Genomic DNA, 12811 nt, shown 5'->3' with positions numbered 1-12811 from the left:
GCCGGTTGCCGTTGCCTCCTCGCCGGGCTGATCGCCTGGACCCTGGCCCTCACCATCGCCGCTGCCGCACCGGCGCAGGCGGCGGATGCTGCATTCACGCAATTCATCGCCTCCTTGTGGCCGGAGGCGCAGGCGGCGGGCGTGTCGCGCGCCACCTTCGAGCGGGAGACGGCCGGCCTCGAGCCCGACTACAAGCTGCCCGACCTCGCTCTGCCCGGCCGCCCCTCCACCGGGGCCGGTGGACAGGCCGAGTTCGTGCAGGTGCCGGCGGCCTATGTGAAGGAGGCCACCATCGCCCGCCTCGCCGCCGAGGGGCAGCGGCTGATGCAGAAATACAAGGCGCCCCTCGACCGCATCGAGGCCATGTTCGGCGTGCCCGCCCCCGTGGTGCTGGCCATCTGGGGCCGCGAGACCGATTTCGGCCGCTACACCTCGCCCCACGACGCGCTCAAAGTGCTGGCGACGCAGGCCTATGCCGGCCGGCGTAAGGACCAGTACCGCACCGAGTTCATCCTCGCCCTGAAGATGCTGAACGACGGCGACGTGAGCCGGAAGGATTTCCGCGCCTCCTGGGCCGGGGCGACCGGCCTCACCCAGTTCCTGCCCTCGGACTATGTGAAGCACGGCGTCGATCTCGACGGCACCGGCCATGCCGACATCTGGCATTCGGTGCCGGACGCGCTCGCCTCCGCCGCCAAGCAGCTCGCCGACAAGGGATGGCAGCCGGGCGTGCGCTGGGCCTATGAGGTGCTGGCGCCGGTGAATGCCGACTGCACCATGGGCGTGCCGGAGTTCAAGCAGCCCATCGGCGAGTGGATCCGCGCCCGCTACGCCCCCGTCCGCCGCCTCTCCGCCAGCGAGGTGGCGCAGCCCGCCTCGCTGCTGCAGCCGGAGGGCACCTACGGCCCGTCCTTCCTCACCACGGCGAACTACTTCGTCATCAAGCAGTACAATTTCTCCGACCTCTACGTGCTGTTCGTCGGCCACCTCTCCGACCGCATGACCGATCCCTCGCCCTTCCGCACGCCGTGGTCGGCCTCCTCCCAGCTCAAGACGAAATCGGTGGAGGCCATGCAGAAGCATCTGGCGCGGCTGGGGCTCTATTCCGACAAGATCGACGGCAAGGCCGGCATGCAGACGCGCGCGGCGCTCGGCGCCTACCAGAAATCCGCCGGGCTCAAGGTGGATTGCTGGCCGAGCGAGGCCGTGCTGAACGCCATGAATGCCGGACGCTGAACGGGAAACACCATGAGCGAGACCCGCGACGAGCCCCCCGCCACCCCCTATCACCCCGAGGAGATGAAGGCGACGTGGGACCTGAAGATCGGCAAGAGCATCTCCCTTCAGGGAACGGCCCGCTGGACCCCTGCGGGCGTGGTGACGGCCGGCATCGCCACGTCCGCCATCCTGCTCGCGCTCGCCGCGGTGATGCGCGCGCGGCGCTGACGCCTCAGGGGATCGCGCGGTCCTCGTCCGGCCGGTGGAAGGCGAGGACGAGGACCACGGACGAGAGCGCCAGCACCGCCATCAGGCCGAAGCCGTCGGCGAACGAGCCGCGCAGGGACAGCACGAAGCCGGTGATAACAGGGGCGATGAAGCCGGCCAGCGCGAAGCAGAAATCCATGATGCCGAGCGCCGTCGCCGCCTTCTCCGGCACGATGTCCACATTCACCGCGAAATAGGCCGCGTTCGCCCCCATGGAGGCGGCGACCGCCAGCGAGATGCAGGCGATGGCCACCGGCAGGCTGGCGCTGAACGCCACCGGCACCACCGCGAGCGCCGCCACCAGTTGCGTCCCGGCGATGAGATAGGAGCGCGACACGCGCAGCCGGCCGGTGGTCTTCAGGAGGTGATCCGACCAGCGCCCCAGCGCCCAGAGCGCCACGGCGGCACAGAGCCACGGCAGCACGGTGAAGGCGCCCACGGCGGCAAGGTTCAGCCCGTAGGACTGCTGGAGATAGCTCGGCAGCCAGGCCATGAAGAAGAACAGGAAATAGCCGAAGACGAAGAAGGCCCAGTAGTTCACCAGCAGCGTGCGGTTGGTGAGCAGCACCCGCACCTCGCTCATCCGCGGCCAGCGGCGGACGGGCGCGGCCTCGGCCTTCTGGCCTTCGCGGACGAAGGCCAGTTCCTGCGCATTCACATGGCGGGACTGGGCCGGGTCGTCGCGGAACAGGACATACCAGAGCGGCACCCAGACCAGCGAGAGCGCGAACAGTACGGCGAACGTGCCGCGCCAGCCCAGCGCCGCCAGAAGCTGCGTCACGATCGGCCCGCCGCAGGCGAGCGCCACCGGCACCGCCACCAGCGCATAGGAGAGCGCGCTCGCCTGCCGGGCCGGCGGCAGCCAGCGCTCCACCGCGCCGGTGACGGCGGAGAAGTTCGGCCCCTCGGCCATGCCCAGCAGCGTGCGCGCGAGATAGAGGGTGAGGAAGCCGGAGGCGAGGCCGGTGAGGCCGATGGACAAGCTCCACAGCACCGCCGCGATGCTCAGCACGATGCGCGCGCCATAGCGATCCACCGCGAAGCCGCCGATAAGCGTCGTCACCGCATAGCCGAGGCCGAACGCGCCGAGGATGGTGCCGGCGGCGGCCTTGGAGAGCCCCAGCTGCTGCTCGATGGCCGGGATGGCATAGGAGATGGCGGCGCGGTCGATGTAGTTCACCACCGTGATGGCGAACAGCAGGAAGATCACCACCCTGTGGAACCGCGTCGCCGCCATGGCTCTCCCCCTGCCCGTGCGCGGTGAGTCACCGGCCGGGAGCACCATGGCCAAGACGGGCGGTCTTAATCAAGAGCCAAGCACGACCAGCGCGGACTTCGCTTCGCAGACCAGCGTCATCCATTCCCGCCGTCGCCCTCCGGCTCGACCGGAGGGCCCATGTCTCCGCCGGGACAAACGGCCGGATGGGTGCTCCGGTCGAGCCGGAGCACGACGGCGGTGAGGCCATGGAGCCGCCGGCACGAAGCGCGGGACGCGAGGCGAAGGACGCGGGGGCCGGCTGCCCTCACTCCGGCCCGTCGATGAGCGGATCGGGCCGCGCGAAGGCGGCGAGCGCCGCGCGATCGGCGAGGGTGATGATGGCGCCCCGGCTCGTCACGCCGTGGGTCTTCAGCACGGCGAAGGCGCGGGAGAGATTTTCCGGCGTCATGCCCAGCAGCGAGGAGAGGACCCGTTTCTCGAACGGCAACGTGATGCGCCCTGCCCCCTCCGCCTCGGCGCGCTGGAGCAGCCAGTTGGCGAGGCGCTCGGCCCCGGTACGCAGCTTCTGCCCCTTCACCTCCTTCACCGCCCGGCGATAGCCGCGGGCCAGCTCAGTGACGACGGCACGGGTGAAGGCCGCGTCCGTGCCCATCGCATCGCGCACCTTCTCGGCCGGGATCATCAGCACCTGCGATTTCTGCAGGGTGCGGGCGGACTGGAGATAGATGCGCGCATTGAGCACCGCCGCGAGGATGAAGGTGCCCACCGGCTCCACGATGCTCATGGTGGTCTCGCGCTCGCCGAAGGTGGCGAAAAGCTCCACCTGCCCCTCCACCACCACATGGAGGAAGTCCGCCTCGTCATTCTCGTTGATGAGCGTCACCCCCGGCGGGAACCGCTGGAGAAAGGCCGTGCGCACCAGCTCCGCGAAAGTCTCCTCGCGGGCATCGGCGAACAGCGGCAGGCTTCGGATCACGGCGGCGTCGTCGGGCCTCATGCGCACCTCGTTTCGTCACCCCTACCATGCCATCGCCTTCACCGCTTGACAAATGTCAATTGACGCGTCAAAACTTGTAAAGTCGAGACAGTAATAAAGATATTTCGCGTCGGATCATCCAATAAGTCTCCGCTGTTTTCTGATGACCGAAGTCTATTACTGATACAAATCAAAGAAGCCACGGCGCCCCCGCCGCAGGTTTGCGACGCGCGGTCCGGCCGCGACTTTGCAACTGGCGGGTTGAAGCCATGCACACCCCTATCGAGGCGAGCCAAAGCGACCAGCGGCGCGCCCTTTCCATGAGCACCCTCGCCTTCACCGTGTGCTTCGCGGTGTGGACGATCTTCTCCATCATCGGCATCCGTATCCGGCAGGATCTCGGCCTCTCGGACACCGAGTTCGGCCTCCTCATCGGCACGCCGATCCTCACCGGCTCGCTCATCCGCGTGGCGCTGGGCGTGTGGGCGGATGTGTATGGCGGGCGCGTCGTGTTCGCGCTGACCATGCTGGCGGCGGCAGTGGCCACCTTCCTCCTCACCTATGCCGCGACCTATCCGCAGTTCCTGCTCGCGGCACTGGGCGTCGGCATCGCCGGCGGCTCCTTCTCGGTGGGCGTGGCCTATGTCTCGCGCTGGTATCCGGCGGGCAAGCAGGGCACCGCGCTCGGCATCTTCGGCGCCGGCAATGTGGGCGCGGCGGTCACCAAGTTCTTGGCCCCCTTCGTGCTGGTCGCCTTCGGCTGGCAGATGGTGGCGCAGGTGTGGGCCGCGGCCCTCGTGGTGATGGCGGTGCTCTTCTTCGTCTCCACCAAGGACGATCCGGTGCTGGTGGAGCGCCGCCGCCTCGGCATCAAGCCGAAGAGCGCGTGGCTGGAGCTGGAGCCGCTGAAGAACGTCCAGGTGTGGCGCTTCTCGCTCTATTATTTCTTTGTCTTCGGCGCCTTCGTCGCGCTGGCGCTGTGGCTGCCGCAGTATCTGGTGAAGGTCTACGGCCTCGACATCAAGCAGGCCGGCATGATCGCCGCCGCCTTCTCCGTGCCGGCGAGCCTGTTCCGCGCCTATGGCGGGCATCTCTCCGACGTCTACGGCGCGCGGCGGGTGATGTACTGGACCTTCCTCGTCTCGGTGGCCGCCACCTTCGTGCTGTCCTATCCGCCCACGGATTATGTGGTGCGCGGCATCAACGGGCCCATCACCTTCCACATGGAGATGGGCCTCCTCGGCTTCACCGTCACGGTGTTCGTGCTGGGCTTTTTCATGGCCCTGGGCAAGGCCGCGGTCTACAAGCACATCCCGGTCTATTACCCCAACAATGTGGGCGCCGTGGGCGGCCTCGTGGGGATGATCGGCGGCCTCGGCGGCTTCATCCTGCCCCTCGCCTTCGGCGTGCTGAACGACCTGACCGGCCTGTGGACCAGCTGCTTCATGCTGCTGTTCGTCATCGCGCTGGGCTCGCTCGCCTGGATGCACCTCGCCGTGCGCCACATGGAGAAGGAAGCCTCCGCCCCGGCGCTGGAAAAGCTGCCCGAGCTGCCGGAAATGCAGGGCATGCCGACGCCGGCCATCCCCGCCCGCAAGGCCGGCGCGGTGCTCACCGACTGGCGGCCCGAGGACAAGGCGTTCTGGACCTCCACCGGCCGCGCTATCGCCCGGCGCAACCTGTGGCTCTCCATCCCGGCGCTGCTGCTCTCCTTCGCCATCTGGCAGGTGTGGTCGGTGGTGGTGGCGAAGCTGCCGCTGGTGGGCTTCAAATTCACCACCGACCAGCTCTTCTGGCTCGCCGCGCTCCCCGGTCTCACGGGCGCGACGCTGCGCATCTTCTACTCCTTCATGGTGCCGATTTTCGGCGGGCGGCTCTGGACGACGCTCACCACCTGGTCGCTCATCATCCCCGCGCTCGGCATCGGCTATGCGGTGCAGAACCCGGACACGCCCTATGTGGTCCTGCTCATCCTCGCGCTGCTCTGCGGCTTCGGCGGCGGCAACTTCGCCTCCTCCATGGCCAACATTTCCTTCTTCTTCCCGAAGGCGGAGAAGGGCAACGCGCTGGCGCTGAATGCCGGCCTCGGCAATCTCGGGGTCAGCGTGGTGCAGTTCGTGGTGCCGCTGGTCATCACCATGGGCCTGTTCGGCAAGTTCGGCGGTGATCCAGCGCTGGTGAAGGCAGCGGCGGGGCCGGCCCCCATGTGGCTGCAGAATGCGGGCTTCGTCTTCGTGCCCTTCATCGTGCTCTCCGCCTTCGCGGCGTGGTTCGGCATGAACGACATCGCCGACGCCAAGGCCTCGTTCCGCGAGCAGTCGGTGATCTTCCAGCGCAAGCACAACTGGATCATGTGCTGGCTGTACACTGGAACCTTCGGCTCCTTCATCGGCTATTCCGCGGGCTTTCCGCTGCTCACCAACATCCTCTTCCCCGAGGTGAACGCGCTCTCCTACGCCTTCCTCGGCCCGCTGGTCGGCGCGCTCGCCCGCTCCGGCACGGGATGGCTGGCGGACCGCTACGGCGGCGGGCGGGTGACGCTCTTCGTCTTCGTGCTGATGATGGCGGGCGTCTCGGGCGTGCTGTGGGCCATCGGCATGCGCGCCGAGCCCTGGGCCTTCTCGGCCTTCTTCGCGGCCTTCCTGGTGCTGTTCTTCGCCACCGGCGTCGGCAACGCCTCCACCTTCCAGATGATCCCCGCGATCATGGCCAAGGAGATGGAGCGCCTGATGCCCGCCGCCGACGCGGAGGCGCGCCGCAAGCAGGCGGAGAAGGAGGCGGCGGCCATCACCGGCTTCACCTCCGCGATCGCCGCCTTCGGGGCCTTCTTCATCCCCAAGGGCTACGGCACCTCCATCGCGCTGACCGGGGGGCCGGAAGCGGCGCTCTGGGCCTTCCTCGGCTTCTATGTGAGCTGCCTGCTCATCACCTGGGCCGTCTACACCCGCAAGGGCGGCCTCCTCCACGACATCGAGCGCGGGATCGCCCCGCGCGGCATCAACCGTCCGGCTGCGGCCGCGTAGCACCACCGGTTCGCGAGCCCGGCTCGCGAACCGGTGGTCAAGCCCGCGCGGCGCTTGAGCGAAAACACACGGAAGGCTCTACCCATGTCCCATTTCCTCGACCGGCTCACCTTCTTCCGCCGCGAGACCGAGCCCTTCTCCAACGGCCACGGCATCGTCACTCACGAGGATCGCTCGTGGGAGGACGGCTACCGGAAGCGCTGGCAGCACGACAAGATCGTGCGCTCCACCCACGGCGTGAACTGCACCGGCTCCTGCTCGTGGAAGATCTATGTGAAGGGCGGCATCGTCACCTGGGAAACCCAGCAGACGGACTATCCCCGCACGCGGCCGGACCTGCCCAACCATGAGCCCCGCGGCTGCGCCCGCGGCGCCTCCTACAGCTGGTATCTCTATTCCGGCGCGCGAGTGAAGCACCCCATGGTGCGCGGGCGCCTCCTGAAGCTGTGGCGCGAGGCGCGGGCGAAACTGCCGCCGGTCGCCGCCTGGGCCTCCATCGTCGAGAACGCGGAAAAGCGCGCCTCCTACACCTCCATCCGCGGCCATGGCGGGCTGGTGCGCGCCACCTGGGACGAGGTCAACGAGATCATCGCCGCCGCCAACGCCCACACCATTCGCAAGCACGGCCCGGACCGGGTGGCGGGCTTCTCGCCCATCCCGGCCATGTCCATGGTCTCTTATGCGGCGGGCGCGCGCTATCTCTCGCTCCTCGGCGGCGTGTGCCTCTCCTTCTACGACTGGTATTGCGACCTGCCGCCGGCCTCGCCCCAGACCTGGGGCGAGCAGACCGACGTGCCGGAGAGCGCCGACTGGTACAATGCCGGCTTCATCATCGTGTGGGGCTCCAACGTGCCGCAGACGCGGACGCCGGACGCCCATTTCTACACCGAGGTGCGCTACAAGGGCACCAAGAGCGCGGTGGTGACGCCGGATTATGCCGAGGCCACCAAATTCGCCGACATCTGGCTGAACCCCAAGCAGGGCACCGACGCCGCGCTGGCCCTCGCCATGGGCCATGTGATCCTGCGCGAATATCACCTCGACCGGCAGGTGCCCTATTTCGACGATTACTTGCGTCGCTACTCGGACATGCCTTTCCTCGTGCGGCTCGTGGAGCGCGACGGACGCCTCGTGGCGGAGCGGATGCTGCGCGCCTCCGACCTGCCCGGCGGCCTCGGCGAGACCAATAATCCCGAGTGGAAGACCGTCGCCTTCGATGAGGCGAGCGGCGATCTCGTCGCCCCCGTGGGCTCCATCGGCCACCGCTGGGGCGAGCAGGCGAAATGGAATCTGGAGGAGAAGGACGGCACCGGCCGCGCTCTGCGCCTGCGCCTCTCGCTGGAGGACAATGCGGACGAGATCGCGGCCGTGGACTTCCCCTATTTCGGCGGCCGCGCCACCGAGCATTTCGTGGCCACGAACCATGGCGAGGTGCTGACGCGAAACCTGCCCGTCCGCCTCATCCAGGGCGCCGACGGCAGCGTGATGAAGGTCGCCACCGTCTATGATCTGATGATGGCCAATTACGGCCTCGACCGCGGCTTCGGCGGGGGCAATGTCGCCGTCTCCTATGACGAGGACGTGCCCTTCACCCCGGCGTGGGCCGAGCGCATCACCGGTGTGAAGCGGGACGCCATCATCACGGTCGCGCGCGAGTTCGCCACCAATGCGGAGAAGACCAACGGGCGCTCGATGATCATCATCGGCGCGGCCATGAACCACTGGTATCACATGGACATGAACTACCGGGGGGTCATCAACCTTCTGGTGTTCTGCGGCGCCATCGGCCAGTCGGGCGGCGGCTGGTCGCATTATGTGGGGCAGGAGAAACTGCGCCCGCAGACCGGCTGGCAGCCGCTGGCCTTCGGCCTCGACTGGTCGCGCCCACCCCGGCACCAGAACGCCACCTCCTTCTGGTATGCCCACACGGACCAGTGGCGCTACGAGACGCTGACCGCCGGCGAAATCCTCTCCCCCACCGCGCCCAAGGGCGAATGGGACAAGAGCTTCATCGACTACAACGTGCGCGCCGAGCGCATGGGCTGGCTGCCCTCCGCCCCGCAACTGAAGCAGAACCCCCTCGCCATCGCAGCCAAGGCCAAGGCCGCCTGCAAGGAGGTGAAGGATTATGTCGCCTCGGCGCTGAAGAGCGGCGAGCTGGAACTCTCCTGCCACGATCCGGACCACCCGGACAACTGGCCGCGCAACCTCTTCGTCTGGCGCTCCAATTTGCTGGGGTCCTCGGGCAAGGGGCACGAATACTTCCTCAAGCACCTGCTCGGCACCCAGCACGGCGTGATGGGCAAGGACCTCGGCGCCGAGGGCGCGGTGCGCAACACGGAAGTGGCGTGGCATGAGGAGGCGCCCACCGGAAAGCTCGATCTCCTGGTGACGCTGGACTTCCGCATGTCCACCACCTGCGTCTACTCGGACATCGTGCTTCCCACCGCAACCTGGTACGAGAAAAACGACCTGAATACTTCGGACATGCACCCCTTCATCCATCCGCTCTCGGCGGCGGTGGACCCGGCATGGGAGGCGCGCTCCGACTGGGACATCTACAAGGGCCTCGCCCGCACCTTCTCAGCTGTCGCCCCCGAGGTGCTGGGGGTGGAGGAGGACACGGTGCTCACTCCCATCCTCCACGACACGCCGGCCGAGATCGCGCAGGCGCTGGACGTGAAGGACTGGCGCAAGGGCGAGGTGGAGCCCATTCCCGGCAAGACCATGCCGTCCGTCACGGTGGTCCAGCGCGACTATCCCGCGACCTACGCCCGCTTCACCGCACTCGGCCCGCTGATGGAGAAAATCGGCAACGGCGGCAAGGGCATATCGTGGAAGACCGGGCATGAGGTGGAGGCGCTCAAGGCCCTCAACGGCACCCACCGCGACGGCCCGGCCAAGGGCCTCGCCAAGATCGAGACCGACATCGACGCCGCCGAGGTCATCCTCATGCTGGCGCCGGAGACCAATGGCGAGGTGGCGGTGAAGGCGTGGGAAGCGCTTTCCAAGAACACCGGCCGCGAGCACGCCCATCTCGCGCTGCCCAAGGAAGACGAGAAGATCCGCTTCCGTGATGTGCAGGCGCAGCCGCGCAAGATCATCTCCTCGCCCACATGGTCGGGCATCGAGAGCGAGAAGGTCTGCTACAACGCCTGCTACACCAACGTCCACGAGCTGATCCCGTGGCGCACGCTGACCGGCCGCCAGCAGCTCTATCAGGACCATCTGTGGATGCGGGCGTTCGGCGAGGAGCTCGTCACCTGGAAGCCGCCGGTGGATCTGAAGACCATCACCGGCCATCGCGGCGCGAAGCCGAACGGCAACCAGGAGATCGTGCTCAACTTCCTCACCCCGCACCAGAAGTGGGGCATTCACTCCACTTATACTGACAATCTTCTCATGCTTACCCTCAACCGGGGCGGGCCGGTGATCTGGATCAGCGAGGACGACGCCCGCGCGGCCGGCCTCGCCGACAATGACTGGGTGGAGGTGTTCAACGCCAACGGCGCGCTCACGGCCCGCGCCGTAGTCTCCCAGCGCGTCATGCCGGGCATGGCCATGATGTATCACGCGCAGGAGAAGATCATTAACACCCCCGGATCGGAAATGACCGGCAAGCGCGGCGGCATCCATAATTCCGTGACGCGTACCGTCTTGAAGCCGACCCACATGATCGGTGGCTACGCCCAGCAATCCTACGGCTTCAACTATTACGGCACGGTCGGCTCCAACCGCGACGAGTTTGTGGTGGTGCGCAAGATGAACAAGATCGATTGGCTCGAGGATGAGCTGCCGGCCGCTTCCGAAAAGGAGATGGCCCAATGAAGATCCGCGCCCAGATCGCCATGGTGCTGAACCTCGACAAGTGCATCGGGTGTCACACCTGCTCCGTCACCTGCAAGAATGTGTGGACGAGCCGCCAGGGCGTGGAATACGCCTGGTTCAACAATGTGGAAACCAAGCCCGGCGTCGGTTATCCCCGCGAGTGGGAGAACCAGAAGAAGTGGAACGGCGGCTGGCGCCGCAAGCAGAACGGCAAGATCGAGCCGCGCATCGGCGCGAAATGGCGCGTGCTCGCCAACATCTTCGCCAATCCGGACTTGCCGGAGATCGACGATTACTACGAGCCCTTCACCTTCGATTACGAGCATTTGCACACCGCCAAGGAATCGAAAGCCTTCCCCACCGCCCGCCCGCGCTCCCTCGTTTCCGGCGAGCGGATGGAGAAGATCGAGTGGGGGCCGAACTGGGAAGAAATCCTGGGCGGCGAGTTCGCCAAGCGCCGCAAGGACGTGAACTTTGAAGGCATACAGGCCGACATCTACGGCCAGTTCGAAAACACCTTCATGATGTATCTGCCGCGCCTGTGCGAGCACTGCCTGAACCCCACCTGCGCGGCCGCCTGCCCCTCCGGCGCCATCTACAAGCGGGAGGAGGACGGCATCGTCCTCATCGATCAGGACAAGTGCCGGGGCTGGCGCATGTGCGTGTCGGGCTGCCCCTACAAGAAGATCTATTACAACTGGTCTTCGGGAAAGTCGGAGAAATGCATCTTCTGCTATCCGCGCATCGAGGCGGGCCAGCCCACCGTGTGCTCGGAGACCTGCGTCGGGCGCATCCGCTATCTCGGCGTGCTGCTCTATGACGCCGACCGCATCGAGGAAGCGGCGAGCGTGAAGGACGAGAAGAAGCTCTACCAGGCCCAGCTCGACCTCTTCCTCGATCCGAAAGACCCCGCCGTCATCGCCCAGGCCCGCGCCGATGGCGTGCCCGATGCCTGGATCGAGGCGGCGAAGGTCTCGCCCATCTGGAAGATGGCCATGGAGTGGAAGGTCGCCTTCCCGCTCCATCCCGAATACCGCACCCTGCCCATGGTCTGGTACGTACCGCCGCTCTCGCCCATCCAGTCCGCCGCCACCGCCGGCAAGATGGGGATGGACGGCGAGATGCCGGACGTGCGCTCGCTGCGCATCCCGCTGCGCTACCTCGCCAATCTGCTCACCGCCGGCAACGAGGAGCCGGTCGCCCTGGCGCTGGAACGCATGCTCGCCATGCGCGCCTACATGCGGGCGAAGACGGTGGACGGACGCATCGATGGGGGCATCGCCACCAAGGTCGGCCTCACCGGCGCGGACATCGAGGACATGTACCAGACCATGGCCATCGCCAATTACGAGGACCGCTTCGTCATCCCCACCGCCCATCGCGAGGCGGGGGAGGACCCGTTCGACCTGCGCGGCTCGTGCGGCTTCTCCTTCGGCAACGGCTGCTCCGGCGGGGACAGCGATGTGAACCTGTTCGGCAGCCCCACCCACACGCCGGGCCGGCGCGCCAAGACCCCGATGGAGGTTGAGTGATGGCCGACAATCTCACCCTCAAGGCCCTCTCCCGCCTCCTCCTCTATCCCGAGGCGGCATTGCAGGATGCGGCGCCCCACCTCGCCGAGGCGCTCACCGAAGACGGCCGGCTCGACGCCCCCACCCGCCTTGGCCTCATGCCGCTGCTGCGTTCGCTCACGGGCGAAGACCTCTACGACCTGCAAGAGGCCTATGTGAGCCTGTTCGACCGCACGCGGCGGCTCTCCCTGCACCTGTTCGAGCATGTGCATGGAGAAAGCCGCGACCGCGGGCAGGCCATGGTGGACCTCGCGGCGCTGTACACGCAGGGCGGCCTCGCCATCGACGCCAACGAGCTGCCGGACTTCCTGCCGCTGTTCCTGGAGTTTGCCGCCACCCGGCCCGAGGCCGAGGCGCAGGCGCTCCTCGCCGACGTGGACCACATCCTCGCCACGCTGGAAGAACGCCTGAACGCGCGCGGCTCGCTCTATGCCGCCGTGCTCACCGCCGTGCGCCACCTCGCCGGTGCCGAGGCCGAAGCCCCAGACACCTCGGCAACCGCACCCGCGCCCGCGCCGACGCCCCACACCGAAGACCTCACCGCCCTCGACCTCAATGCGCTGGACAAGGAGTGGGAGGAGACCGCCGTCACCTTCGGCCCCGGCGATGCTGCCTCCTGCGGCGTCGATCGCTTCCGCACCCAATTGCGCGCCGCCCAGCGCGACGCGCGCCACCCCGCGCGCCAACCTGCCGCCTGAAGGAGACGACC

Annotated in this window: 8 protein-coding genes; 6 read left to right on the top strand and 2 right to left on the bottom strand. The window is 67.3% G+C overall.

What is annotated here, in order from left to right; all coding sequences use genetic code 11:
• The first annotated feature begins 27 nt into the window (after positions 1-27).
• Together XAN126_RS0105350 and XAN126_RS25995 are read left to right on the top strand one after the other, a co-directional pair.
• On the top strand, positions 28-1236 hold the full coding sequence (locus XAN126_RS0105350) for a lytic murein transglycosylase (RefSeq protein ID WP_038225676.1): 1209 nt from the start codon (positions 28-30) through the stop codon (positions 1234-1236).
• Between the two features lie 12 nt (positions 1237-1248).
• Positions 1249-1446, top strand: a complete 198-nt coding sequence (locus XAN126_RS25995; RefSeq protein ID WP_024277571.1) for a hypothetical protein — start codon at positions 1249-1251, stop codon at positions 1444-1446.
• Between the two features lie 4 nt (positions 1447-1450).
• Here the strand turns inward: XAN126_RS25995 and XAN126_RS0105340 are convergent, their stop codons facing one another.
• Positions 1451-2722, bottom strand: a complete 1272-nt coding sequence (locus XAN126_RS0105340; protein ID WP_024277570.1) for an MFS transporter — start codon at positions 2720-2722, stop codon at positions 1451-1453.
• Between the two features lie 286 nt (positions 2723-3008).
• Positions 3009-3701, bottom strand: coding sequence for a helix-turn-helix domain-containing protein (locus XAN126_RS0105335; RefSeq protein ID WP_024277569.1), 693 nt, complete (start codon positions 3699-3701; stop codon positions 3009-3011).
• A 248-nt stretch (positions 3702-3949) separates the two neighbouring features.
• On the opposite strand from XAN126_RS0105335, the gene XAN126_RS0105330 reads away from it, so the two are divergent.
• The 4 genes from XAN126_RS0105330 to narJ all read left to right on the top strand — a co-directional run bounded on the left by XAN126_RS0105330 (position 3950) and on the right by narJ (position 12800).
• Complete coding sequence (locus tag XAN126_RS0105330; RefSeq protein WP_029876746.1) at positions 3950-6703, top strand: MFS transporter; 2754 nt, start codon at positions 3950-3952, stop codon at positions 6701-6703.
• Between the two features lie 84 nt (positions 6704-6787).
• Positions 6788-10531, top strand: coding sequence for a nitrate reductase subunit alpha (locus XAN126_RS0105325; RefSeq protein WP_024277567.1), 3744 nt, complete (start codon positions 6788-6790; stop codon positions 10529-10531).
• On the top strand, positions 10528-12063 hold the full coding sequence (gene narH, locus XAN126_RS0105320) for a nitrate reductase subunit beta (protein WP_024277566.1): 1536 nt from the start codon (positions 10528-10530) through the stop codon (positions 12061-12063). Before XAN126_RS0105325 ends, narH begins: the two co-directional genes overlap by 4 nt.
• On the top strand, positions 12063-12800 hold the full coding sequence (narJ, locus tag XAN126_RS0105315) for a nitrate reductase molybdenum cofactor assembly chaperone (protein ID WP_024277565.1): 738 nt from the start codon (positions 12063-12065) through the stop codon (positions 12798-12800). The genes narH and narJ overlap by 1 nt, the downstream gene beginning before the upstream one ends.
• Positions 12801-12811: the final 11 nt, after the last annotated feature.

This window comes from Xanthobacter sp. 126 (assembly GCF_000526175.1).
Classification (GTDB): Bacteria; Pseudomonadota; Alphaproteobacteria; order Rhizobiales; family Xanthobacteraceae; genus Xanthobacter; species Xanthobacter aminoxidans.
The sequence above is the reverse complement of the archived record's forward strand: the minus strand, read 5'-3'. Positions and strand labels throughout refer to the sequence as shown.